The sequence below is a fragment of the Propioniciclava sp. genome (genome assembly GCF_047602245.1).
In the GTDB taxonomy this organism is placed as follows: Bacteria; Actinomycetota; Actinomycetes; order Propionibacteriales; family Propionibacteriaceae; genus Propioniciclava.
Genome location: NZ_JASGHT010000001.1, coordinates 889,364 through 912,667, shown reverse-complemented (window position 1 = coordinate 912,667; position 23,304 = coordinate 889,364). Strand labels below are relative to the sequence as shown.

Sequence of the window (23,304 nt, the reverse complement as noted above, 5' to 3'; positions counted from 1 at the left end):
CCGGCGGGCCCAGAGCTGGGCCCGTGCCCCCTGGGCACAGGGACTCAGGCGCAGGCCGCTTCGCTAGGCTGGGCGAATGCGTTACGTCTCCACCCGCGATGCCTCGGGCGCGGCCGGGCTGCCCTTCTGCGACATCCTGCTCGAAGGTCTCGCGCCCGACGGTGGCCTGTACCTGCCCGAGTCCTACCCGGCTCTGGACGCCGCGACGCTGACTCGCTGGCGGACGCTGCTCGCCGAGCAGGGCTATGCGGCGCTGGCCGCCGAGGTGCTGGCGCTCTACATTGATGACATCCCGGCCGAGGATCTGCGCGCGCTCTGCGCTCGCGCCTACTCGGCGGCGAACTTCGGCTCCGACGCGGTGGTGGGCGTCACCGATCTGGGCGGCGGCGTCCTGATCGGGCACCTGAGCAACGGCCCCACGGCCGCCTTCAAGGACATGGCGATGCAGCTGCTCGGCGAACTGTTCGAGTACGAGCTCGACCGGCGTGACCAGCGGCTCACCATCGTGGGTGCCACTTCAGGCGATACCGGGTCGGCGGCCGAGTACGCGATGCTCGGCAAGGACCGTGTCCGCGTCTTCATGCTGACTCCCGCGGGGCGGATGACCCCGTTCCAGCAGGCGCAGATGTTCAGCATCGACGATCCGGCGATCGTGAACCTGGCCGTCGACGGTGTCTTCGACGACTGCCAGGATCTGGTCAAGGAACTCAACGCCGACCTGGGGTTCAAGGCCGAACACCATCTGGGCGCGGTCAACTCGATCAACTGGGCCCGCCTGGTCGCCCAGGTGGTCTACTACATCGCGCTTTACCTGCAGGCCACCACGGAGCCGGGCCAGAAGGTGAGCTTCGCGGTGCCCTCGGGTAACTTCGGCAATATCTGCGCCGGCCACATCGCCCGCGAGATGGGCCTGCCCATCGAGACCCTGGTGCTGGCCACCAATGAGAACAACGTGCTGGCCGAGTTCTTCGGCACCGGCATCTACCGGGTGCGCGGCACCGCCGAGACGCACGAGACCTCCAGCCCGAGCATGGACATCTCCAAGGCGTCCAACTTCGAACGCTTCATCTTCGACCTGCTCGGCCGTGATGCCGCCGCCACCGCCGAGTTGTTCGCGGTCAAGGTACCGGGCGAGGGCCGCTTCGACCTCAGCGCGACGGACGCCTTCGCGTCGTTGGCTGGGCGGTTCGGCTTCGTCGCCGGCTCCTCCACGCACGCGGACCGATTGGCGACCATCGCCGCCGAGGCGTCCCGGACCGGCTACGTGGTCGACCCGCACACCGCCGACGGCGTGAAGGTCGCCCGCGACCTGCTCGAGGCGGATGCCGTGCGCCCGCCCGTGATCGTGCTGGAGACGGCGCTCCCGGTGAAGTTCTCCGCGACCATCGTCGAGGCGCTGGGCCACGACGTGGAGCGCCCCGCCAAGTTCGCCGGCCTGGAGGACCTGCCCCGCCACGTCACCGACCTCCCCGCCGACGTGGACGCCCTCAAGCGCCTGATCACTGCCTCCTGAGGTTTTCGCCCCGGGCGACGTGGCGGGCGAGGGTGCTTAACCCGGGCGAACGTGACGACACCGGGCGGCGTGGTCGGATGGTGTCTCAGCAGAGTTGGCGGTGACCCCCACGGTGCGGGAGGTGGGGCCACTGTGCGAAGTAAAACGTGCGTCTCAATTCCTGCCGAGTGCCGAGAACATCAGTCCGACTGATGTTTTTCTGGTCCTGCCCGGATTGAGCAGTACGTTGTGTCCCGATCCGCCGATCTCCAGCACCCTCAATGTAAATTCGTGGTGCGTCTACTCACCACATCTCTACATTGACGCCGTCTCTCTCTCACCCCCTCAAGCGACTTCCCAGTGCCGCGCGTCCAGGACGAGGCGTGTTCAGTTCTTGTGCGCTTCTATGACGAATTGCAGAGGAAGGCGCTCGGGATTATCTCGGAGTCTCCACCGGCCGTCAGCCTCTTGAACCATGAGATGCGGCCAGGCACACCAGGCCGAGAACGGGGTCTCCTCGACCACATCGATCACCAGGCCTGCCCGGATCAGGGCGGTGATGATCTCTGCGAGGGAGTGGTTCCACTGGTGGTTCGTGGTGCGCTTGATCCGAGGTGCTCCGGGAGCGTCGGCGTAGCTGCCCTCGTCCTCCCACGTCAAGGGATGCACCTGCTGGAAATAGCTTTGTTTGACCAGGAGATCGTCCGGTGCGTCGTCGCCGATATCCCAGATGGTCATGAACATCGGATGGTCGTCACGGATGAAGAACGCACCACCCGGTTTGAGCAGCGAGGCCACGGTTCGTGCCCAGCGGTCGATGTCGGGGAGCCAGCACAGCACTCCCAGCGAGGTGTAGACCAGGTCGAAGTCGCCCTCCACCGCCGCACGGGCGTCGTAGACATTGGCGTGCACGTACTCAACGCTGAGGCCCGCCGCGTCCGCGATGTTCCGTGCATCGCGCAGTGAGTTCGCCGACAGGTCAACGCCGACGACCCGGTTCGCGCCGCGTCGTGCGAACCCGATCGTGTCGGTGCCGAGGTGGCATTGGAGGTGGATCACGTCTTTGCCGGACAGGTCGCCGAAGCGAGCGAGATCCTGGGCCAACTCGTTGCTGATCGCCGATTTGTCCGCGATCAGCCCGTCGATTCCGGAATACCCTCCGCCCATGTGGAGGTCGGCGCGATCGTCCCAGTTGGCTTCATTGTCAACGAACCACGTGTCTGGCGTGGGGGTGGTGCCGGGCTTCATGATCGCGCTCACTCCTTGGGCTGGGGCTCGGCCGTCACCCTACGCGATGCGGGGCGAGCGGACGCCACATCGCGAGAATCCGCCACTCGACGGGCCCAGGGGGGCGCCCAGCGACCGTCGAGTGGCGGATTCTTGCGAAACGAAGGACTACAGCACCGTCCAGGTGTCGCGGCCGGTGATCAGCTTCTGCAACTCCGACGTCCGGTCCAGCGGCATGGTGACCTGGCGACGAGCCTGGTCATCGAACGCGGGACGATCGATGTCGCGGAAGATGCCGATCGGGGACGCCAACAGGGCCTGGGTGTCGGTGAGCTGCGACAGCTCGAACGCCAAGGTGGCGTCCTTCGCGTGCGCGTCGTGCACGATCAGGTCGGCGGGGTCGACATCCGACACAGCCCGGACGCGCAGGCGTCCGTCGCTGCCGCGCACCACGCCCAGCTCGCCCTTGGCGAAGGTGATCGGCTGGCCGTGCACCAGCGGGATCACCGCGGGGGAGTCGACCTCCTTGAGCCCGTCGAAGGCGCCGTCGTTGAAGATCGGGCAGTTCTGGTAGATCTCGACCAGCGAGGCGCCGCGATGGTTGACCGCCGCGGTCAGCACTTCGGTGAGATGCTTGCGGTCGGAGTCGATGGTGCGCGCCACGAAGGACGCCTCCGCGCCGAGCGCCAGGGTGACCGGGTTGAACGGGTGGTCCAGCGATCCGGTCGGCGAGGACTTGGTGACCTTGCCCTCTTCGGAGGTCGGCGAGAACTGGCCCTTGGTCAGGCCGTAGATCCGGTTGTTGAACAACATGATGGTGATGTTCACGTTGCGGCGCAGCGCGTGGATCAGGTGGTTGCCGCCGATGGACAGCGCGTCGCCGTCACCGGTGACCACCCAGACCGCGAGATCCTCTCGGGCGATGGCCAAACCGGTCGCGATGGCGGGGGCGCGCCCGTGGATCGAGTGCAGGCCGTAGCTGTCCACGTAGTAGGGGAACCGCGACGAGCAGCCGATGCCCGACACGATGACGGTGTTCTCCCGCTTGATGCCGAGTTGCGGCATCAGCGACTGGAATGCGGCCAGCACGGCGTAGTCGCCGCAGCCGGGGCACCAGCGCACCTCCTGGTCGGAGACGAACTCCTTGCGGTTCAGCGGGGTCAGCGACAGGGGGACCTTGGCGAGTCCGGTGCTCATCAGGCTTCCTTTCCGGCGAGCGCGGAGGCCGCGGCGAATTCGTCCGCGACGCTGATCAGGTAGTCCGACAGCTCCGCGGGGCTGATCGGCAGGCCGCGCACGCGGCTGAAGGAGTGCACGTCCACCAGGTACTTGGCACGCAGGACGGTGGCCAGCTGGCCGAGGTTCATCTCGGGAACGATGACGCGCTTGTAGGCGCGCAGCACGTCGCCGGTGTTGGCCGGCAGCGGGTTGAGGTGGCGCAGGTGCGCGGTGGCGATCTTGCGCCCCGCCTTGGTGGCGAGCCGGCGTGCAGCGTCGATCGGGCCCCAGGTCGAGCCCCAGCCGAGCACGAGGACGTCCGCCTCACCCGAGGGGTCGACCACTTCGAGGTCGGGGATGTCCGCGACGATGCCGTCCACCTTGGCCTGGCGCAGCCGCACCATCCGGTCGTGGTTGTCGGGGGCGTACGAGATGGCGCCGGTGCCGTCGGCGCGTTCGATGCCGCCGATCCGGTGCTCCAGCCCGGGCGTGCCGGGGATGGCCCACGGCCGGGCCAGCTTCTCGTCGCGCGCATACGGCAGGAAGGTGCCGTCGGGACCGTTGGGTTCGGTCGCGAAGTTCACCTCGATCGGCTCGATCGAGGCCAGGTCGGGCACCAGCCACGGCTCGGCGCCGTTGGCCAGGTAGCCGTCGGTGAGGATGATCACCGGCGTGCGGTAGCGCACCGCGATCCGGACGCCTTCGACGGCGATCGCGAAGCAGTCGGCCGGCGACTGGGCGGCCAGCACCGGCAGCGGGGCCTCGCCGTGGCGTCCGTACAGCGACTGGAACAGGTCGGCCTGCTCGGTCTTGGTCGGCATGCCGGTGGCGGGGCCGGCGCGCTGGATGTCGCAGACGACCAGCGGCTGCTCCAGCATGACGGCCAGCGAGATGGTCTCGCTCTTCAGCGCCATGCCCGGCCCGGACGTGGTGGTCACCCCGAGGTGACCCGCGTACGAGGCGCCCAGCGCGGCACCGGCGGCGGCGATCTCGTCCTCGGCCTGGAAGGTGGTGACGCCGTGCTCCTTGGCGCGGCTCAGCTCATGCAGCACATCGGAGGCCGGCGTGATCGGGTACGCCCCCAGGAACAACGGCAGCCCGCAGCGCTCCGCACCGGCCATCAGGCCGAGCGCGAGCGCCTTGTTGCCGGTGATCTGCCGGTATTCGCCGGGCGGCACCTCGGCGGCGGCCACCTCGAAGCGGACCGCGAAGGTCTCGGTGGTCTCACCGAACGCATGCCCGGCCAGGAACGCGGCCTTGTTGGAGTCGCGGATCTCGGGACGGTGCGCGAACTTGGAATCCAGGAACGACAGCGTGTGCTCGACCGGGCGGGTGTACAGCCAGGTGAGCAGCCCGAGCGCGAACATGTTCTTGGCGCGGGAGGCCTCCTTGCGGCCCAGCCCGAACGACGACACCGCGCCCACGGTCATCCCGGTGAGGTCGATGGCGTGCAGCTGGTAGTCGTCCAGCGAGCCGTCGGTGAGCGGGTCGGAGGTGTAGCCGACCTTGGCCAGGTTGCGCCGGTTGAACTCGTTGCTGTCGGCGATGAGGACGCCGCCGCGCTTGAGGTCGCCGAGGTTGGCCTTCAGCGAGGCCGGGTTCATCGCGACGAGCACGTCCGGCTTGTCGCCGGGCGTCTTCACCTCGTCATGGCTGAAGTGCAGCTGGAAGCTGGACACGCCCGCGATGGTGCCCTGGGGGGCGCGGATCTCGGCGGGGAAGTTCGGCAGCGTCGCGAAGTCGTTGCCGAGGGTGGCGGTATCGGAGGTGAACCGGTCACCGGTGAGCTGCATGCCGTCGCCGGAATCGCCGGCGAAGCGGATCACGACACGGTCGAGGGAATGGACGTCTGTCACGACACAAGGCTTTCGGTGAAAGGGGGACTCAACGACCAAGATTAGCCGCTGGGAGGGACAAGAACGCGCGGTGGCGTGCCGCGATGGCCGTGGCGATGCTCGCATGCTGGCCGAGTGGTTCCGCGATCCGGACGCCGAGGCCCGCGACGCGGTTCATCCACAGTCCCGGAGCCAGGGTGTAGGGCACCACCACGACGTCGGACGCGCCCGCCGCGCGGGCGGCCTCTACCTGGTCGGTTACCGAGGGCGACCCGAACAGATCACCCACGTAAGCGCTGACTCCGAAGTGCCGCCCGAGCCGGGACGCCACCCGTGCCACCTCGGCCTGGGCGCGCAGCCGGCGCGAGCCGACCACCGCGAGCACCAGCGCGTCGCCCGGGCCGCCGGCCTCGGTGACCCGCTCCACGAGGGCGCCGTCGGCGACCCCGTCCAGGTGCGGGGCGACCTGCACCGTGTACGGCGAGGCGGCGACCGCCTCGGGAATGTCGTGGGTGACGTGGTAGCCCTCGGCGAGGAAGCAGGGCACCAGGGTGCAGTCCCCGGCGGCGGCCAGCGCCTCGGGCAGGACGCGGTGCCGGTCGTGCGCGCCGCCGGCGGTCTGGGCGTCCACCCAGGCGGTGTGCACGGTGACGCCCGGCAGCAGGGTGCGGACCCGGTCGGTGATCGAGGCGATCACGGCGTGCCCGGCGGGATTGCGGGTGCCGTGCCAGGCCAGGACGAGGGTGTCGGCGGTGCTCAAATCGAATACTCCCCTTCGGCGGCCTCGCGTGCGCGGCGCGCCTTCTCGTGGCGGAATGCGGTCCAGGCGGTCAGGCCGAGCCAGATCGCGGCGAAGAACGTGAACCCGACGGTCATCTGTTCGGCGGTCAGGTTGGTGGCGTCGAACAGCGTCTTCAGGTTGGTCATGATGATCAGCCCGCCCACCGCGACGCCCATGATCCGCGCGGGAATCCGGGAGACCAGCCAGGCCGCGATCGGGGCGGCGAGCAGGCCGCCGGCCAGCAGCGCGATGACGATGCCCCATTCGATGCCGAGCAGGCCCAGGTTGATCACGAAACCCAGCGAGGCGGCCATCGAGACCAGGAACTCCGAGGTGTCCACCGACCCGATCACCGTCCGCGGCGCGGTCTTGCCCGCCGACAGCAGCGAGGTGGTCGAGACCGGGCCCCAACCCCCGCCGCCGGTGGCGTCCACGAAACCGCCGACCAGGCCGAGCGGCACCAGGAACCGGCTGCCGTGCGGCGAGACCCGGGCGGACGCGACGGCCGGCGGCTTGAACGCGTACCGCATCAGGATGTACATGCCGAGCACGCCCAGGATCACCGCCATCACCGGCTTGGCCGCCTCGGTGGACAGGTTCGACAGCACGGTGGCGCCGGCGAAGGCGCCGATCGCTCCCGGGACGCCGAGGCGTCCGACCAGTTTCCAGTCGACGTTGCCGAGCCGCCAGTGCGAGATGCCCGAGGCGACGTTGGTGCCCAGCTCGGCCAGATGGACCGACGCGCTGGCCATCGCCGGGCTGAGCCCGACAATGAGCAGCAGCGACGTCGAGGTCACCCCGTAGCCCATGCCGAGCGAACCGTCGACGAGCTGGGCGGCGAACCCGACGATGCCGAGCAGCAGGAGTCGCTGCATCAGATCGACCAGTTCAGGGTCTCGGCGGCCTCGGCGGCCTCGTCGAACGGCGTCCGGCCGCGCACCATGCCGGCGGCGAGGGTGCCGCCGGTCTGCGGGTCGATCAGCAGGAACGATCCGGTGCGCCGCGAGACGGTGTAGTCGTCGGACGCCACCGGCGCGGACAGCCGCACGTGCACCCGGCCGATGTCGTTCAGCTCCAGGGTCTCGGTGGGCACCGGGGCGAGCGTGTCCAGGTCGAGGCGTCCGCCGATGCCGCGCACGATGCCCTGCACCGTGGTGGTGCCGTGCTTGACCAGGACGCGGGCGCCGGCGCGCAGCGGGCGTTCGGCGAGCCACGACACCAGGCCGGTGAGGTCCTGGCTGGCTTCGGGGGCGCCGTCGGCGGCCGCGATCAGGTCGCCCCGGTTGACGTCGGTCTCATCGGCCAGCCGCAGCGCCACCGATTGCGGCGCGAACGCCTCCTCAAGGGGGCCGTCGTAGGTGTCGATGCCGGCGATGGTGGTGCGGCGCCCGGCGGGCAGGACGACGACGGGGTCGCCGACCCGGACCACGCCCGAGGCGATCTGCCCGGCGTAGCCGCGGTATTCGCGGTATTCGGGCTTGGCGTCCTGGGGGCGCAGGCTGAGCTGCACCGGGAACCGGAACGGCAGCGCGGTCAGCTCGGCGCCGGCCGGTGCGGCCTCCAGGAACTCCAGCAGCGAGGGGCCCTGGTACCACGGCGTCCGCTCGGAGCGCTCGACGATATTGGCGCCCTCCAGCGCCGAGACCGGGATGGTGTGCACATTCGGTACGCCCAGTTCGGCCGCCACCGCCAGCACCTGGGCGGCCACGGACTCGTAGCGGGCCTGGTCGTAGTCGACCAGGTCCATCTTGTTGACCGCGATCAGGATGGTGGGCACCCGCAGCAGCTGGCCCACGGCCAGGTGGCGGCGGGTCTGTTCCAGGACGCCCTTGCGCACGTCGACCAGCAGCACCAGCAGGTCGGCGGTCGAGGAGCCGGTCACCGTGTTGCGGGTGTACTGCACGTGCCCGGGGCAGTCGGCGAGGATGAAGGTGCGCTTCGCGGTGGCGAAGTAGCGGTAGGCGACGTCGATGGTGATGCCCTGCTCGCGTTCGGCGCGCAGGCCGTCGGTGAGCAGCGCCAGGTCGACGTGCCCCAGCCCCTTGGCGGCCGAGACGCGCTCGACGGCGTCCAGCTGGTCGGCGAGCACCGACTTCGAGTCGTACAGCAGCCGGCCCACCAGGGTGGACTTGCCGTCGTCGACGGACCCGGCGGTCGCCAGGCGCAGCAGCGTGGGTTGGCTCATCAGAAGTAGCCCTCCTTCTTGCGGTCTTCCATGGCGGCCTCGGTGAGGCGGTCATCGGCGCGGGTCGCGCCACGTTCGGTGATCCGGGTGGCGGCCACCTCGGCGATCACGTCGGCGACGCTGGTGGCGTCGGATTCGACGGCGCCGGTGCAGCTCATGTCGCCGACGGTGCGGTAGCGGACGCGACGGGTCACGACCTCTTCGCCGGGCCGGGGCTGGGTGACGTCGCCGACGGCCAACCACATGCCGTCGCGCTGGAACACCTCGCGCTCGTGGGCGTAGTACAGCTCAGGAAGCTCGATGTTCTCGGCCTCGATGTAGCGCCACACGTCGAGCTCGGTCCAGTTCGACAGCGGGAACACCCGCACGTGTTCGCCGGGCCGGTGCCGCGGGTTGTACAGCGTCCACAGCTCGGGGCGCTGGTTGCGCGGATCCCATTGGCCGAACTCGTCGCGCAGGCTGACCACGCGCTCCTTGGCGCGGGCCTTCTCCTCGTCGCGGCGCCCGCCGCCGAAGACGGCGTCGAACCGGTTCTCGGCGATGGCGTCCAGCAGCGGCTGGGTCTGCAGCGGGTTGCGGGTGCCGTCGGCGCGCTCCAGCAGGCGTCCGTCGTCGATGTAGTCCTGCACCGAGGCGACGACCAGGCGCAGCCCGTGCCGGGCGACGGTGGCGTCGCGGTAGTCGATCACCTCGGGGAAGTTGTGCCCGGTGTCGACGTGCATCACCGGGAACGGCACCGGCGCGGGCCAGAATGCCTTGATCGCCAGGTGCAGCATCACGATGGAGTCCTTGCCGCCGGAGAACAGCAGCACCGGCCGCTCGAGTTCGCTGACCGCCTCGCGGATGATGTGGATGCCCTCGGCCTCCAGTTCGCGCAGGTGCGGCAGGGTGCGTGCCGGCCCGTCCTCGGCCGGAGCGACCGTCTCGGCGGGAGCGGCCGTCTCGCCGGTCTCGGCGGGAGCGGGGGTGTTGGACGCCGTGGTGGGCAGGGTCAGGTTCACGAACGCCGCGGTGGTGATGGGCGTGGTCACGGGCTCCTCCTCGGGATGGGTGCTGGTCACGTGCAGGCCGCACTCGGACTTGGCCAGGCCGGCCCAGCGTCCGGCGCGCGGATCCTCACCCGGCGCGACGCGGCGGGTACAGGGTTCGCAGCCGATGGACGGGTAGCCGTCGCTGAGCAGCATGTTGACCACGACCCCGTGGGTGGTGGCGTAATCGAGCAGCTCGTCGAAGGACCAGGCGGCGATGGGGTTGATCTTGACCATCTGGTGGGCGGAATCCCACTCGACGATCGGGGTGTCGGCGCGCAGCAGCGAGTCCTCGCGGCGCAGGCCGGTCACCCAGGCCTCGTAGCTGGCCAGTTCGCGGTTGATCGGCTCGACCTTGCGCAGCGCGCAGCACTGCGAGGCGTCCCGTTCGTACAGCTGGGCGCCGAAGCGGGCGTCCTGCTCGGCGACGGTCTGCACCGGCATCACCTCGACCAGGCGGATGTCGGTGGTCACCGCCAGCGCGTCGCGGGTGCCGATGGTCTCGGCGAAGTGGTAGCCGGTCTGCAGGAACAGCACATCGACGCCGGGGCGATGCTTCGAGACCAGGTGCGGCACCACGGTGTCGCCGGCCATCGAGCAGGCCACCGCGAGCGAATCACCGAAGGTCTCGGCGGCCCAGGCGAGCACCTCATCGGCCGAGGCGTCCGCGAAACGCACGGTCGCCTCGTGGGCGATCGCCTCGAGTTCGGACGCCGACCGGCGCCGGCCGGGGCCGTGCGGTGCCGGGATCGGCCCGAGTTCGGAGGCTGCGACGGCGGTCATCGCAGCGCCTCTTCCTCGGCCCGGTGCACCCAGGCGGAGAACGACTCGTCGGCGTCGCGCTGGTCGGCGAACCGGCGCACCACGCGTTCGACGTAGTCGGGCATGTCTTCGGCGGTCACCTTCAGGCCGCGCAGGGTGCGGCCCAGGCCGGGCTCGTCGCGGTCGGAGGAGGCCAGCCCGCCGCCCAGGTGCACCTGGAAGGCGAACTCGTCGCCGCCGTCAGGGCTCTTGGCGATCTGCCCCTTCAGGCCGATGTCGGCGGTCTGGATCCGGGCGCAGGAGTTCGGGCAGCCGTTCACGTTGAGCGTGATCGGCACGTTCAGGCCCAGATCAGCGAGCCGGTTGTCCAGGGTCTGCGCGGCGGCGGTGGCGGTCGCCTTGGTCTCGACGAAGGCGAGCTTGCAGTACTCAATGCCGGTGCAGGCCATCGTGTTGCGGCGGAACAGACCGGGCTTCGCGGTCAGGTCGAGTTCCTCGGCGGCGGCGAGCAGGCCGTCCACGTTCGCTTCCGGCACGTCGAGGACGATCAGCTTCTGGTGCGGGGTGAGCCGGATCCGGCCCGACCCGGCCGCCTCGACGGCGTCCGCCAGTGCGAGCAGCTTGGAGCCGGACGAGCGGCCCACCCGCGGGGCGAGGCCGACGTAGCGGCGTCCGTCGCGCTGGGTGTAGACGCCGACATGGTCGGGGTTCGGGGTGGTGGCGACCGCGGCCGGGCCGTCGGGCAGCGCGTAGCCGAGGTATTCGTCTTGCAGCACCTGGCGGAACTTCTCCGGGCCCCACTCGGCGAGCAGGAACTTCAGTCGCGCCTTGTTGCGCAGCCGGCGGTAGCCGTAGTCGCGGAAGATCCGGATCACGCCGTACCAGACCTCGGCGGCGCGCTCGGGGGCGACGAAGACGCCGATCCGCTCGGCGAGCCGCGGCGCGGTGGACAGCCCGCCGCCGACCCATAGGTCGTAGCCGGCGCCGAGTTCGGGGTGCCGGACGCCGACGAGTGAGATGTCGTTGATCTCGTGCACCACATCGAGGCTCGGATGCCCGGTGATGGCGCTCTTGAACTTGCGCGGCAGGTTCGACAGCTCGGGGTCGCCGATGTAGGTGTCGACGATCTCGCGGATCTGCGGGGTCGGGTCGAGGATCTCGTCGGCGGCGATGCCGGCCACCGGCGAGCCGAGCACGACGCGCGGGGTGTCGCCGCAGGCCTCGGTGGTCTGCAGCCCGACCGACTCCAGCCGGCGCCAGATCTCGGGGACGTCCTCGATCCGGATCCAGTGGTACTGGATGTTCTGCCGGTCGGAGATGTCGGCGGTGTCGCGGGCGAACTCGACCGAGATCTGGGCGACGGTGTGCAACTGCTCCAGGCTGAGCTCGCCGCCGTCGAGGCGGACCCGCATCATGAAGTACTCGTCGCTCAGCTCGTCGGCCGACAGCTTGCCGGTGCGGCCGCCGTCGATGCCCTGCTTGCGCTGGGTGTAGAGACCCCACCAGCGCATCCGGCCGTGCAGGTCGTCCTCGGGGATGGAGGAGAACCCCTGGTGGCAGTAGATCTGCTCGATGCGCTCGCGCACATTGAGGCCGTTGTCGGCGGCCTTGAAGGCTTCGTTGGGGTTGAGTGGGGCCTGGCCGTCGACGAGCCACTGGCCGTTGCTGCGGCCCTCGCGGGGCGGACGGACGCGTGCACCGGTGGGGGTACTGGTCATGGATCGGGTTCCTCGTGGTGTGGGACCCCGTCGACCGGCCACGTAGGCGTACAGAGGGCACGCGTGCTACGGGTTGTGATGCCGGGCGACGCGGCCCGGCGGTCAGATCAGAGTGTGCGGGCGCGTCAGCAGCCGCGACAACACTGCGAGGAACGGACGCGCAAGAAATCCACGGGGGCATCGCCCACGAGGAGAAGCGCGGTCCGGTTCGTCATGGATCGAAACGGTAGCCGATGATTCCGTATCGCACCAATCGGCCGCCAGAGGGCGTCCATTATTTAGGCAACCCTAATCTCGGAGTCTGGACCGTCGTGAACCCGCTCTCACCAGGCGGAAAGACCGGCGTCCGCGGGCGGATCGTCGGTCACCGCGGCGAGGAGGGCACGCTCCAGACGGGCGAATGCGGGGGTCGTCGTCACCGCGGCGTCGCGCGGGCGCGGCAGGTCGACCTCGAGCACCAGTCGCACCGAGGCGGGCCGCGGGCTGAGCACGACGACGCGGTCGGAGAGGATGAGCGCCTCGCGGATGTCGTGGGTGACCAGCAGCGCCGTCCAGGAATGCTCGGCCCAGACCTGCTGCAGCCAGAGCTGCATCTGCATCCGGGTCAGCGAGTCGAGCGCGCCGAAGGGCTCGTCCAGCAACAGGGTCTCCCGGCGCTGCGCCACCGTCCGCAACAGCGCGGCGCGCTGGCGCATGCCGCCGGACAGCTCGAACGGGTAGGCGTCCTCGAAACCGGCCAGCCCGAACCGGCCGAACAGTTCCCGCACCTGGTCGCGGGCGCGCCGCCGCGGCACCCCCTGCACCTCCAGGCCGAGGGCGGCGTTGGCGGCGACGGTGCGCCACGGGAAGAGCAGGTCGTTCTGCGGCATATAGGCGGTGTGCGCGTGCGGGCCGTTGATCACGTCACCGTCGATGGCGATGCGGCCACAGGTGGGCCGGTCGAGCCCGGCGATCAGGTTGAACAGCGTGCTCTTGCCGGCCCCCGAGGGCCCGACGATCGACACGAATTCGCCGGGGGCGACCGAGAGGGAGACCTGGTCCAGCACCGGCAAGGTCCGCCGGCCGCGCAGCGGGAAGCTGCGGGAGACGCCGGTCAGCTCCAGCCGGGGCGGCGTCCGAAGCCCGGACGGTGACGGCTCAGTGCTCATCGGCGGCTCTCCTCTGCTTGACGTTCCACGGGATGATCGCGCGCTCGATCAGGTAGGTGGACAGGTAGAGCGCCACGCTGACCAGCGCGGTGATGGCGACCGCGGCGAGCACCAGGTCGGTGCGGAAGGCGTTCTTCTGCACGCTCATATAGATGCCCAGGCCCTGGCGTGCGCCGACGTACTCGGCGAAGATCGCGCCGGTCACCGCGTAGGTGATCGCGATGCGCAGCGCGGTGAAGAAGCCCGGCAGCGCCGAGGGGAGCCGGACCAGCCGGAAGGCCTGGATGCGGCTGGCGCCCATGCTGCGCAACAGCCGGGACGCCTCCCCGTCGGCCGCCGCGAAACCCTCGACCAGCCCGACCACGACCGGGAAGAAGGTGACCAGCGCGACCACCAGCATCTTCGGCCACAGGTCGAAGCCGAACCAGATCACCATCAGCGGCGCGATCGCCACCACCGGGATCGTCTGGGACGCCACCAGCAGCGGCATCAGCCCGATCCGGAGCACCGGCCAGAAGTCGGCCGCCACCGCGATGATCCAGGCACAGATCAGCGACAGCGTGAAGCCGGCGGCCGTCACGGTGAGGGTGGCGAGGGTGTGATCGAGGATCGTCGCGCGCTGTTCCCAGCCCTGGGCGAGCACCCGGGTGGGCGCCGGCAGCACCTGCGGGCGCACCCCGGTGGCGTGCACGGAGAACTCCCACACGGTGATCGCCACCACCACGAACACCACCGGCGCCCATACCCGCAGCCCGGCCGGCTCGCGCCGCTCGGCGGCGTCCGAGGACGGCATCTGGTCTCCCTTCGTCGATCGTTGTCCGGGCAGGTCAGCGATCGAGGTACTCGTTGGTGAAGAACCGCGACCAGTCCGGCTCCTGGGTCAGTCGCGTGCCGGCCCCGTCGGCGAGCAGGCCCGCCTCGAACAGGAACCGGCCCAGGTCGCGCCACTGCTGCTCGGTCTGCCGGCCGAACTTCCCGTTCTGGTCGAGCATGTAGTTCTTCGAGAGCATCTCCTGGCTTTCGACCAGGAAGTCCAGATCGGTGAGCACGTCGCCGTTGAGTCGCTGCAGGATCGTCGCGGCGGCGCGGGGATCGGCGGCGGCGTCCTCGTACCCCCGGGCCAGCGCCTTCACGAACGCGGACGCCAGCGCGGGATTCGCGTCCAGCCAACGGCCGTTGCCGATCACGATCACCTGATAGCTGGCCGGGAAGCCGTAGTCGGTGTAGGCGAAGTTCTTCAGCTTCACGCCGCGGTGCTCGGCCTCGATGCCCTCCCAGGCGACGAAGGGCACGGTGAAGTCGACCTTGCGCTCGTACAGCGCCTCGTAGGCGGTGGTGCCCAGCACGACGGTGTCGAAGGTGCCGTGACCGCCGGCCTTCTCGATCACCGCGCTCATCACCTCACGCTCGGCGACATCGCCGAAACCGCCGTGGATCAGGCCGTCGAGGTCGGCCGGGCTCTGGATGTCGTCGCGCTCGGCCAGCACGCTGATCACGGTGGTCCAGTTCTGCTGCACCGCCAGCACCGAGCGCAGATCGGCCCCGGCCGCCATCGAGATCGAGGTGTTGTTCTGGAAGCCGATGCCGAACTCGGCCTGACCGGAATCGACCAGGACGTCGGGGCTGCTGCTGTTGTAGGGCACCACCTCCACCTCGATGCCCGCCTCGGCGAAATAGCCCTTGTCGATGGCCACATAAAGGCCGGTGTGGTTGGTGTTCGGCGTCCAATCGAGCGCGAACCGCACCTTCGCTTTCGGTTGCTCCGGGCTCGCCGACGGTGAGCCGGGAGCCGCGCCGCAGGCGGCCAGGGTCAGCACGGTCGCGACGGCGAGGGCGGCCCGGACGCCGCGGGCCCACCGGGGGCGTCGGACGCCGCGGGCGGAGGTAGTGGGGGAGGTCATCGGATGCTCCTTTCTTGCGAAGGGAGAATCGGCGGCGCCGCCACGCGCGGACGCCGGGGCAGGCCACCACCCCGGCGTACGCGGCGAAGATCGAGACAATCCCTTCGCCAGTACGAACTGGATCAGGTTCGACGGGTGTACTCTCAGCCGGCTTTCACGGCACCCCGTGTCACTTCGCACGAGGCTACTGCATCGGGCATCCCGGCACGAGGTTCGGTCCACGAACGCGGCGGCCGCACGCAAGTAGGCTGTTGCGGGACAGGTGCGAGGCGAGGAGGATGCGCGGTGATCTCGACGGTGCTCGCGCGGGTGCGCCAGCGCTGGGTCGACTTCTGGGCCGCGCTCCGGGTGGGCCCGGTGTGGCTGGGACTGGCCGGCACCGCCTTGCTGGCGCTCGGCGCGCTGTCACCGGCCTACCTGCCGCAGGCGTCCCCGTATTGGCCGACGATGCGCGCCCTCGGCCTGGACTCGTGGTGGGCCCGGGCGCTGGCCACCGCGATGGTGATCGGCGCGATCGGGTTGCTGATCATCGCCTGGTTCCGGATTCGCGGCGCGATCTACCGCGACGTCAAGCACTGGGCCGTGCTGGTGTGGTGGTCGCTGCCGTTGCTGGTCGCGCCGCCGATCTTCAGCCACGACGCCTACAGCTATGCCGCCCACGGCTGGCTGCTGCACAACGGGCTCAACCCCTACGAGGCGTCCCCCTCGGTGCTGCCGGGCGCGTTCGCCGACCAGGTCGCCTGGCTGTGGCGCTACACGCCCTCGCCTTATGGGCCGCTGTCGCTGACCATCTCGCACTGGCTGGTCGAGCTGGCCGGCCTCAACCCGTACTACTCGGCCGTGGCGCAGCGCATCCCGGCGCTGATCGGCGTCGGCCTGCTGGTGCACTTCCTGCCCCGCATCGCCGTCCAGTTGCGCCTCGATCCGCGCCGGACGGCCTGGTTCGCCACGATCAATCCGCTGATGGTGATCGACCTGGTTGGCGGCGCGCACAACGACGCGCTGATGCTCGGCCTGGCCGCGCTGGCGATCCACCTCGCCTACCGGGGCTGGTTCTGGCCCGCCGTGATCGCCGTCGGGGTGGGGATGTCGATCAAACAGCCTGCCTTGCTGGCCGCCGTCCCGGTGGCCGTGATCGGGTCGGGCTGGGCGTCGTGGCGGGCACCCGACCTGCTCCGCTTCGCGCCGCGGGCGCTGGTGACACTGCTGGGCGTGATCGGCGTGTTCGCCGGCGTGACGATGCTGACCGGCCTGGGCTTCGGCTGGATCTCGGCGATGACCGTGCCCGGCATGATCGTCACCCTCGCCCCGTTCAGCCTGATCGGCTGGGGGCTGCAGCACCTGCTCGAGCTCGCCGGGCTGCTGACCGCGGCCGCCTGGGCGATGCCGGTGGCGAAAGCGGTCTCGCTGGCGATCATGGTCGCGCTGATCGGCTGGATGCTGGTCCGTTTCGTCCGCACCCGCCCGCTGTCGTTCATGACCTGGGCCTATCTGGCCTTCGCGATCCTCGGGCCGGCCCTGCACACCTGGTACCTGCTGTGGGGGGCGCTGTTCCTGCCCCTGGCCCGCACCAGCGACCGGACGCTGCGGGTCGCGGCCGGCCTCACCTCGGTGCTGCTCGTCTACGGGGCGGGCAATCTGGCCTGGCGCAACGACGCGGTCTCGCTCGCCTTGGCCGCGGTGGCGGCCGCGAGCGGCTGGCTGCTCAGCCGCACTGGACGCCGGCGCCCCTCGGCGCGCCCGCGCGACCCGGCGTCCTATGTGCCGGTCGGTTCGCCGTATGAGGCGATGCTGGCGTCCGAGGCGGCCCGGCTGGAGGCGCTACGTGTCGCGGATGCGCGTCCGGATGGCGGGGCGTCCGTTGGGGATGGCGGCACTGATCCGCAGGCCGTCCCTCAGGCAGTGCCGTTGGCCACTGACGGTGCGGAGACGGCAGACTTCGCGGTGGGCGGCGAAGCGGCCGCCGGAGGCGAATCCGACGACGAAGAAGGACGACCATGACCGACGAACTCATCGTCGAGGTGCGCGACGGGGTCGGGCACCTGCTGCTCAACCGCCCGCGCGCGATCAACGCGCTCACGCCCGGCATGCTCTCGGGCATCCATCGGGCCCTGGACGCCTGGGCGTCGGATGATTCCGTGACCAGCGTCGAGATCGCGGGCGCGGGGGAGCGCGGGCTGTGTTCGGGCGCCGACGTGCGCGCGCTACGCGAGGCAGTGCTCGAGGGGGAGGGGTTCTTGGGCTTCTTCACCACCGAATACGCGATGAACAGCGCGATCAAGAACTTCCCCAAGCCTTACATCGCGCACCAGCGCGGTGTGGTGATGGGCGGCGGGCTCGGCGTGTCGGCGCACGGCTCGCGCCGGATCGCCTACCCGGGCGCGGTGTTCGCCATGCCCGAGACGATCATCGGCTTCGAACCGGACGTCGGCATCCTGCTGTACCTGGCCCAGGCACCCGGAGAGCTGGGCACGCACGTCGCGTTGACGGGCAACCCGATCAACGCCACCGACGCCGTCCTGGTCGGCCTCGCCGACGAGGTGGACACCACCGAGGCTCCGGCACCCGCCGGCGAACTGGAGGGCTGGCGAGCCTGGATCGACGAGTGCTATGCCTCGGACGATCCCGCGGCCGTGATCGTGGCGCTGGAGTCCAGCGAGCACGAGCCGGCCCGCGCGGCGGCGTCCGACCTGCGCAAGCGTTCGCCGCTGTCGGTCGCGGTCACCCTGGAGGCGATCCGCCGCGCCCGCGCGATGACCACCGTGGAGGAGGTGCTGGCCCAGGACTTGCAGCTGGCCCGCACCCTGATCCCCGCCCCGGACTTCCTCGAGGGCGTCCGCGCCCAACTCGTCGACAAGGACCGCACCCCGCGCTGGCAGCACGCCCGCATCGAGGACGTCACCCGAGCCGAGGTGCTCGCCTGCTTCGGCGAGTGAAGATTCTTCACCCTGTGTGCCTGCGCACCCCGTGTCCTCGCCGTTGCCTACGATATGAACCGTTGCCTACGAAATATCGTGCGCAACGGTTCATATCGTGCGCGCGAAGGAACCTAAACGCCACGCAGGCGAACGAGTCGTGCGCGACCGTGCAACCGCGCGCTCACTTGGCCCGACGGCTTGCGCGGTGCCTTGCGAAGCGGGCGTCCACCGACCAGCGGCCGGCGCCGACGAACATGAACATGATGCCGAGGGCGGCGAGCAGCACCTCGAACTCGGCGGCGAAGCCGTAGCCCTCGTAGCCGATCATCGACGCGGGCCAGCCGAGCACCATCACCAGCGCGCCGGCCATCACCACCAGGACGCCGAGGCCGGCCAGGCGGGTCAGTACGCCGAAGAGCAGTGCGGCGCCCGCCAGCACCTCGACCGTGCCGAGGGCGAGGGCGGCCAGCCCGGGTTGCGGCAATCCGAGCGAGGTCATCATGCCGGTGGTGCCTTGAAGGTTGAGCAGCTTCTGGGCGCCGTGGACGGCCATGATCGCCGCCACCACGACGCGCACCAGGAACAGGCCCAGTGCGGGCAGGTGGTCGGAGGTGGGAGGAGTGATCGCGCGGGGCGGGGTCACGGGAGTGGTCCGCTGCGGCGTCGTCTCAGGGGGGTCTGCTTGGAGGGTGTGGTCGGTGACCATGGGGATAGTCCTCTCCTCGAAGGTGGTCGGGTTATCCTCACGCGTGGGCGCCGAGGGCCTCGTGACACGAGAACCGGACGGCGTGGGCGACGCTACCACGCCTTCAGTATTTAAGTCACGGATGTATCACCTTTTTACGATTCACCTTGTCCAAGGCGTGTACCGGGCATCATCGCGAGGTTCCGGACGCCCCGGCCGGTGGGGGCGTGACGGCGCCGTCGCTTGAACCGAGCCGTCCCGCGGCGATCAGAGCGCGTAGTCGACGACCACGGGGGCGTGGTCGCTCATCCGCTCCTCGTAGCTGGCGTCGCGGTGGGTTCCGGCGACCACGGCGGCCCGCGCGAGCGCCGGGGTGGCCAGGTGGTAGTCGATCCGCCAGCCGGCGTCGTTGGCGAAGGCCTGGCCGCGCCAGCTCCACCACGAGTAGGGACCTTCGGCGTCCGGGTGCACGTGGCGCACCACGTCGATCAGGGTGCGCGGCCCGAGGATGGAGCCGAACCATTCCCGCTCCTCGGGCAGGAACCCCTCCGAGCGCTGGTTGGAGCGCCAATTGCGCAGGTCGTTGCGGGTGTGCGCGATGTTGAAGTCGCCCATCACCAGGAACTCGCGCCCCTGGCGCGCGGCCTCGCGACGTGCCTTGGTCAGGTAGGCGCGGAACGAACTCAGGAAGCGCATCTTGCGCTGGTACTTCGCGGGGTCGGCGTCTGGGCCGTCCCAGGTGGCGCCCTTGGGCACGTACACCGATCCCACCGTGAGCCGGACGCCGTTCAAGTCGAGATCGGCCTCGATGTAGCGCCCCTCGGAGTCGGAGCGATGCCCGAATCCGATCCGGACCGCTTCGGGCGGCCGCGTGGTCAGCAGGGCGACCCCGTTGCGTCCGGCCAGCTCACCCGGGTGATAGCTCAGGTGATAGCCGCCGAGCGCGTCGGCGGGCACCAGGTCGGCCGGGCAGCGCATCTCCTGCACCGCGACGATGTCGGGAGCGGTGGACGCCAGCCACCCGGGCATTCCGCGGCGCTGGGCGGCACGAATCCCGTTGACGTTGAACGAAGCTACGCGAAGCACCCCGACACCCTAGCGGCGCGCGATGCCCGCTACCCGGCGACCGACGACGGCTGGTCGCGCTGCTCCTCGGCGAGGGCGGCGACAGCCGTCAGCGCGCCGAGCACCAGCGCCGGCACGGTGTGCGCGAACCGGACGCCGCGGGCGCGCCGTCGCTCGCCGAACGCGAAGGTGGCCTTCTCGCCGATCACCGACACCGCGGTGCCGGCCGTGACCACCACCGCGGCGATGGCAGCCGCCTTGCCGGGATTCTCACGGATCGCCGCCAAAGTCTGGTCGAAGCCGTCCGGGCCTGGCTCCTGGACCGGCTTGACCCGCAGCAGGGCCCAGGCCGCCCCGGCGGCGCAGAGAATCCCGACTTTCAGGACCCCACGGGCGCCACGGCTACGGACGGCATCGGGTAGCGCGTACCAGGCGGTGGCGGCCAGGCCGGTGCTGATCGCGACGGGAAGATTGGCTGCGATGGCGGGCATCTGAGAACCTCAGCGGTAGTTGGTGAACTGGACGGCGAAATCGTAGTCCTGCGCCTTGATCAGGCGCTGCACCTCTTGCAGGTGATCGCGGCTCTTCGAGCTGACCCGCATTTCGTCGCCCTGGATCTGCGTCTTCACGCCCTTGGGGCCTTCGTCGCGGATCATCTTCGCGATCTTCTTGGCGTTCTCGGTCGAGATGCCCTTCTTCATCGTCGCAGTGATCTTCCACATCTTGCCCGACAACCGCGGCTCGCTGGCGTCCAGCGCCTTCAGGGAGATGCCGCGCTTGATCAGCTTGCCCTGGAACACGTCCAGGACGGCCTTCACGCGCTCCTCGCCGCTGGACTCCATCTCGATCGCCTCGCCCGACTTGCGGATCGAGGACTCGGTTCCCTTGAAGTCGAAACGCTGGTTGACCTCCTTGGCGGCCATGTTGAGCGCGTTCTCGACCTCCTGGGCGTCGAACGTGCTGACAACGTCGAACGAGCTGTCGGATGCCATGGTGTCCCTCTCGATTTGGAATCGGTGGTAGGTGGCTTGCTAGAGTATCCACCCGCTGAGCAATCAGCACGGCAGGTTGCCCGAGCGGCCAAAGGGAGCGGTCTGTAAAACCGTCGGCACAGCCTACGTAGGTTCGAATCCTACACCTGCCACCCGCGAAACCCGGCTTGTCAAGCCGGGTTTCTGCGTATCTGGACGCCGGATGTGGGAGGGCCGGGAACTGGCCTGTCCCGGGCGCCTGAGCGGGTCCGGAATACTGAGGTCCCATGAGCCCCTCCCACCTCGCCGTCATCAGCGTGGCCCTGGTCGCCTGGATCGTGGCCGGCGTCGCCGGACTGGTCGTCCGCCGCCGTTCCCGCGATGAGGTGTTCGCCGGGATCACTCCGGGTCTGCTCCCCGAGCCGGGGGCGCCTGCCAGCACTGAACGGGTGAAGGGTGACGAATGGGCTGGTGAGATCGCGGTCGCGTTCGCGCCACCGGCCGGGGTCGGTCCGGCGCTGGCAGGCGTGGTCGTGGACGGCCGGGTGGATTCCCGCGACCTGACCGCAGCCCTGGTCGACCTCGCGATCCGTGGCTACCTGCGGATCACCGCCGTTCCCGCGGACGCCGCGCCGTCGCGGGCGCGCAAGCTGTGGGGCCGGCGTCCCGACCCCGCCGAGGGCAAGCTCGTGGACTGGCTGCTGACCCGTGCGTCTCCCAGCAGCCGGGAAGGGGTGAGTGCCACCACCTGGGAGCTCGGGCTCCTTGACGGCTTGTTCGGCGGACGCGGCCAGGTGCGCCTGGGGCAACTCGACGAGAGCGGCATGAAGACCCTGCGCGAGGCTCAACTGGGCCTGTACCGCGAGGTCGTCGACCGCGGCTGGTACCCCCGCCACCCGCAGCAGCGCGGACGCCTCGGCTGCCTGCCCCCGATCCTCGGCGTCCTCGGTGCCGGGGCCTGCGTGGCGGTCGCCACCGACCTGGTGGGTGCGCTCACCGGGCTCGCGGTGCTCGCGGCGTCCGGTGTTGCCTTGATGGTGGCCCGCGGCCGGACGCCCCGCACGGCCGCCGGCACAGCGGCGCGGATTCAGGCGCTCGGGTTCCGCCGCTATCTTCAGACCGCGGAGGCCGACCAGTTCCGGGTGGAGGAGGCGATGGGCGTCTTCACCCGCTACCTGCCCTGGGCGATGGCGTTCGGTGTGGCCGGTCACTGGGCGGGCGTGTTCCGCGACCTGCTGCGCGATCTGGACGCCGGCGATGCCTGGCTCGCCGCCGACCTGACCTGGTTCGACGTCTCGCCCGCGTTCGATCTCGCCGAGGGCATCGGCGACCTGGCCTGGCTCACCGATTCGCTGCTGCATGGTGGTGCGGACGAGGGCGTCCCCGGCGTGGGAGCAGATATCGCCGACGCCGGTGACGGCATCCCCGACATCGGCGAGGCGATCGCAGACCTCACCGCCGGCATCGGCGACTTCATGGGCTCCCTCGACGTGCTCGACCCGCTCACCTCCGGCTGCGGCGACGGTTGTGGGGGCGGATGCGGCGACATCGGATGCATCGATTTCTGAGCCACGGACGCCCACCGGCGGCCCGATTTGGGGATCGGCCCGAACCTGTTGTAAGTTGTTCGTCGCTGTCCGGCCCCTATAGCTCAGTAGGCAGAGCGTCTCCATGGTAAGGAGAAGGTCTGCGGTTCGATTCCGCATGGGGGCTCTGATCGCCGGTTCAGGCCGGCGGCAAACGGCGGGGTAGCTCAGCTAGGTAGAGCAAGCGGCTCATAATCGCTGTGTCACGGGTTCAAGTCCCGTCCCCGCTACCATTGCTGGTGACCTACGGATGAGGAGAGGGCTGTCATGGCCAAGAAGTCTGGCGATATCCGCCCGAAGATCACGCTCGCATGCACCGAGTGCAAGGAGCGCAACTACATCACCAAGAAGAACAAGCGCAACGATCCCGACCGCCTGGAGCTGAAGAAGTTCTGCCCCAAGTGCAAGTCGCACACCGCGCACCGCGAGACCCGCTGATCCTCGCACGCTGACCCGAAGAACGGGCCGTCCCTCAGGGCGGCCCGTTCTTGCGCGTGCGGCGCGGACGCCGGAGGCGTCCGTCAGCGCCACGATCCATCCGTCGGCACCAGACCCTCGATGATGCGGACGCCGACCTGATCATCGCCTTCCCGATCTTCATCGAGACCGACAAGCTCACCGAGGATGCCGCCTGGAAGGCGCTCCCGGCCGTGGCCGCCGGCCGCGCGGTGGTCATCGACGGCGACATCGCCTCGGCGTACTCGCTGGGCACCACGCGGGCCTCGAAGTACGCCATCGAGCAGCTGGTGCCGAAGATCGAAGCCGCGCTGAAGTAACCGTCAGG

Annotated in this window: 21 protein-coding genes, 3 tRNA genes, 1 pseudogene and 1 riboswitch; of the genes and pseudogenes, 9 read left to right on the top strand and 16 right to left on the bottom strand. The window is 69.8% G+C overall.

Annotation, left to right across the window (positions count from 1 at the left end; translation table 11 throughout):
- The first annotated feature begins 76 nt into the window (after window positions 1–76).
- Complete coding sequence (thrC, locus tag QM708_RS04520; protein ID WP_415104804.1) at window positions 77–1,513, top strand: threonine synthase; 1,437 nt, start codon at window positions 77–79, stop codon at window positions 1,511–1,513.
- Window positions 1,514–1,879: 366 nt separating this feature from the next.
- Here the strand turns inward: thrC and QM708_RS04515 are convergent, their stop codons facing one another.
- The 12 genes and pseudogenes from QM708_RS04515 to QM708_RS04460 all read right to left on the bottom strand — a co-directional run bounded on the left by QM708_RS04515 (window position 1,880) and on the right by QM708_RS04460 (window position 15,295).
- The gene (locus tag QM708_RS04515; protein WP_415104802.1) at window positions 1,880–2,740 is read right to left on the bottom strand and encodes a class I SAM-dependent methyltransferase; all 861 of its coding nucleotides are present in this window, start codon (window positions 2,738–2,740) and stop codon (window positions 1,880–1,882) included.
- 147 nt (window positions 2,741–2,887) lie between these two features.
- On the bottom strand, window positions 2,888–3,916 hold the full coding sequence (locus tag QM708_RS04510; RefSeq protein ID WP_415104800.1) for a 2-oxoacid:ferredoxin oxidoreductase subunit beta: 1,029 nt from the start codon (window positions 3,914–3,916) through the stop codon (window positions 2,888–2,890).
- Window positions 3,916–5,793 carry a 2-oxoacid:acceptor oxidoreductase subunit alpha gene (locus QM708_RS04505; RefSeq protein WP_415104798.1) on the bottom strand — a complete coding sequence of 626 codons (1,878 nt, stop codon included), beginning with the start codon at window positions 5,791–5,793 and terminating at the stop codon, window positions 3,916–3,918. The genes QM708_RS04510 and QM708_RS04505 overlap by 1 nt, the downstream gene beginning before the upstream one ends.
- Before the next feature lie 28 nt (window positions 5,794–5,821).
- Window positions 5,822–6,532, bottom strand: a complete 711-nt coding sequence (locus tag QM708_RS04500; protein ID WP_415104796.1) for a sirohydrochlorin chelatase — start codon at window positions 6,530–6,532, stop codon at window positions 5,822–5,824.
- Window positions 6,529–7,428 (bottom strand): sulfite exporter TauE/SafE family protein, encoded by a 900-nt coding sequence (locus QM708_RS04495; RefSeq protein ID WP_415104794.1) that lies wholly within the window; start codon window positions 7,426–7,428, stop codon window positions 6,529–6,531. The genes QM708_RS04500 and QM708_RS04495 overlap by 4 nt, the downstream gene beginning before the upstream one ends.
- Entirely contained in the window at window positions 7,428–8,738 is a 1,311-nt protein-coding gene (locus QM708_RS04490) for a sulfate adenylyltransferase subunit 1 (protein ID WP_415104792.1), read from the bottom strand. The genes QM708_RS04495 and QM708_RS04490 overlap by 1 nt, the downstream gene beginning before the upstream one ends.
- Window positions 8,738–9,625: a sulfate adenylyltransferase subunit CysD gene (cysD, locus tag QM708_RS04485; RefSeq protein WP_415111268.1), complete on the bottom strand. Its 888-nt coding sequence runs from the start codon at window positions 9,623–9,625 to the stop codon at window positions 8,738–8,740. The genes QM708_RS04490 and cysD overlap by 1 nt, the downstream gene beginning before the upstream one ends.
- A 177-nt stretch (window positions 9,626–9,802) precedes the next feature.
- A pseudogene (locus tag QM708_RS04480) lies at window positions 9,803–10,549 on the bottom strand (phosphoadenylyl-sulfate reductase); the annotation flags it as partial.
- Window positions 10,546–12,246, bottom strand: a complete 1,701-nt coding sequence (locus QM708_RS04475; protein ID WP_415104790.1) for a nitrite/sulfite reductase — start codon at window positions 12,244–12,246, stop codon at window positions 10,546–10,548. The pseudogene QM708_RS04480 and the gene QM708_RS04475, both read right to left, overlap by 4 nt.
- A gap of 323 nt (window positions 12,247–12,569) precedes the next feature.
- Window positions 12,570–13,394 (bottom strand): ABC transporter ATP-binding protein, encoded by an 825-nt coding sequence (locus QM708_RS04470; RefSeq protein ID WP_415104788.1) that lies wholly within the window; start codon window positions 13,392–13,394, stop codon window positions 12,570–12,572.
- Entirely contained in the window at window positions 13,384–14,187 is an 804-nt protein-coding gene (locus QM708_RS04465) for an ABC transporter permease (protein ID WP_415104786.1), read from the bottom strand. The genes QM708_RS04470 and QM708_RS04465 overlap by 11 nt, the downstream gene beginning before the upstream one ends.
- A gap of 34 nt (window positions 14,188–14,221) precedes the next feature.
- Entirely contained in the window at window positions 14,222–15,295 is a 1,074-nt protein-coding gene (locus tag QM708_RS04460) for an ABC transporter substrate-binding protein (RefSeq protein WP_415104784.1), read from the bottom strand.
- A gap of 81 nt (window positions 15,296–15,376) precedes the next feature.
- Window positions 15,377–15,472, bottom strand: a riboswitch (TPP riboswitch).
- 108 nt (window positions 15,473–15,580) lie between these two features.
- Here QM708_RS04460 and mptB point away from each other — a divergent pair.
- Both mptB and QM708_RS04450 read left to right on the top strand, forming a co-directional pair.
- Window positions 15,581–17,296: a polyprenol phosphomannose-dependent alpha 1,6 mannosyltransferase MptB gene (gene mptB, locus QM708_RS04455; protein ID WP_415104782.1), complete on the top strand. Its 1,716-nt coding sequence runs from the start codon at window positions 15,581–15,583 to the stop codon at window positions 17,294–17,296.
- Window positions 17,293–18,231, top strand: coding sequence for an enoyl-CoA hydratase/isomerase family protein (locus QM708_RS04450; RefSeq protein ID WP_415104780.1), 939 nt, complete (start codon window positions 17,293–17,295; stop codon window positions 18,229–18,231). The genes mptB and QM708_RS04450 overlap by 4 nt, the downstream gene beginning before the upstream one ends.
- A gap of 163 nt (window positions 18,232–18,394) precedes the next feature.
- Here the strand turns inward: QM708_RS04450 and QM708_RS04445 are convergent, their stop codons facing one another.
- The 4 genes from QM708_RS04445 to QM708_RS04430 form a co-directional block, all read right to left on the bottom strand.
- Window positions 18,395–18,919, bottom strand: a complete 525-nt coding sequence (locus QM708_RS04445; protein WP_415104778.1) for a DoxX family protein — start codon at window positions 18,917–18,919, stop codon at window positions 18,395–18,397.
- Between the two features lie 246 nt (window positions 18,920–19,165).
- On the bottom strand, window positions 19,166–19,984 hold the full coding sequence (locus QM708_RS04440; RefSeq protein ID WP_415104776.1) for an exodeoxyribonuclease III: 819 nt from the start codon (window positions 19,982–19,984) through the stop codon (window positions 19,166–19,168).
- Window positions 19,985–20,013: 29 nt separating this feature from the next.
- Window positions 20,014–20,454: a hypothetical protein gene (locus tag QM708_RS04435; RefSeq protein ID WP_415104774.1), complete on the bottom strand. Its 441-nt coding sequence runs from the start codon at window positions 20,452–20,454 to the stop codon at window positions 20,014–20,016.
- A 9-nt stretch (window positions 20,455–20,463) separates the two neighbouring features.
- Window positions 20,464–20,955: a YajQ family cyclic di-GMP-binding protein gene (locus QM708_RS04430; RefSeq protein WP_415104772.1), complete on the bottom strand. Its 492-nt coding sequence runs from the start codon at window positions 20,953–20,955 to the stop codon at window positions 20,464–20,466.
- A gap of 70 nt (window positions 20,956–21,025) precedes the next feature.
- Here QM708_RS04430 and QM708_RS04425 point away from each other — a divergent pair.
- From QM708_RS04425 to QM708_RS04400, 6 genes are all read left to right on the top strand, one after another.
- A tRNA-Tyr gene (locus tag QM708_RS04425) sits at window positions 21,026–21,107 on the top strand.
- A 114-nt stretch (window positions 21,108–21,221) separates the two neighbouring features.
- Window positions 21,222–22,502 carry a DUF2207 family protein gene (locus tag QM708_RS04420; protein WP_415104770.1) on the top strand — a complete coding sequence of 427 codons (1,281 nt, stop codon included), beginning with the start codon at window positions 21,222–21,224 and terminating at the stop codon, window positions 22,500–22,502.
- 72 nt (window positions 22,503–22,574) lie between these two features.
- Window positions 22,575–22,647: transfer RNA gene (locus QM708_RS04415), tRNA-Thr, on the top strand.
- Window positions 22,648–22,676: 29 nt separating this feature from the next.
- A tRNA-Met gene (locus tag QM708_RS04410) sits at window positions 22,677–22,753 on the top strand.
- A gap of 34 nt (window positions 22,754–22,787) precedes the next feature.
- Window positions 22,788–22,958, top strand: coding sequence for a 50S ribosomal protein L33 (gene rpmG / locus QM708_RS04405; protein WP_415104768.1), 171 nt, complete (start codon window positions 22,788–22,790; stop codon window positions 22,956–22,958).
- Between the two features lie 50 nt (window positions 22,959–23,008).
- Window positions 23,009–23,296, top strand: coding sequence for a hypothetical protein (locus QM708_RS04400; RefSeq protein WP_415104766.1), 288 nt, complete (start codon window positions 23,009–23,011; stop codon window positions 23,294–23,296).
- Window positions 23,297–23,304: the final 8 nt, after the last annotated feature.

Bases quoted from the DNA above. Each gene is read 5' to 3' on its own strand.
- thrC (WP_415104804.1), top strand. From the start codon at position 77: ATGCGTTACGTCTCCACCCGCGATGCCTCGGGCGCGGCCGGGCTGCCC.
- QM708_RS04515 (WP_415104802.1), bottom strand. From the start codon at position 2,740: ATGAAGCCCGGCACCACCCCCACGCCAGACACGTGGTTCGTTGACAAT.
- QM708_RS04510 (WP_415104800.1), bottom strand. From the start codon at position 3,916: ATGAGCACCGGACTCGCCAAGGTCCCCCTGTCGCTGACCCCGCTGAAC.
- QM708_RS04495 (WP_415104794.1), bottom strand. From the start codon at position 7,428: ATGCAGCGACTCCTGCTGCTCGGCATCGTCGGGTTCGCCGCCCAGCTC.
- QM708_RS04490 (WP_415104792.1), bottom strand. From the start codon at position 8,738: ATGAGCCAACCCACGCTGCTGCGCCTGGCGACCGCCGGGTCCGTCGAC.
- QM708_RS04475 (WP_415104790.1), bottom strand. From the start codon at position 12,246: ATGACCAGTACCCCCACCGGTGCACGCGTCCGTCCGCCCCGCGAGGGC.
- QM708_RS04470 (WP_415104788.1), bottom strand. From the start codon at position 13,394: ATGAGCACTGAGCCGTCACCGTCCGGGCTTCGGACGCCGCCCCGGCTG.
- QM708_RS04465 (WP_415104786.1), bottom strand. From the start codon at position 14,187: ATGCCGTCCTCGGACGCCGCCGAGCGGCGCGAGCCGGCCGGGCTGCGG.
- QM708_RS04460 (WP_415104784.1), bottom strand. From the start codon at position 15,295: ATGACCTCCCCCACTACCTCCGCCCGCGGCGTCCGACGCCCCCGGTGG.
- QM708_RS04450 (WP_415104780.1), top strand. From the start codon at position 17,293: ATGACCGACGAACTCATCGTCGAGGTGCGCGACGGGGTCGGGCACCTG.
- QM708_RS04445 (WP_415104778.1), bottom strand. From the start codon at position 18,919: ATGGTCACCGACCACACCCTCCAAGCAGACCCCCCTGAGACGACGCCG.
- QM708_RS04435 (WP_415104774.1), bottom strand. From the start codon at position 20,454: ATGCCCGCCATCGCAGCCAATCTTCCCGTCGCGATCAGCACCGGCCTG.
- QM708_RS04430 (WP_415104772.1), bottom strand. From the start codon at position 20,955: ATGGCATCCGACAGCTCGTTCGACGTTGTCAGCACGTTCGACGCCCAG.
- QM708_RS04420 (WP_415104770.1), top strand. From the start codon at position 21,222: ATGAGCCCCTCCCACCTCGCCGTCATCAGCGTGGCCCTGGTCGCCTGG.
- rpmG (WP_415104768.1), top strand. From the start codon at position 22,788: ATGGCCAAGAAGTCTGGCGATATCCGCCCGAAGATCACGCTCGCATGC.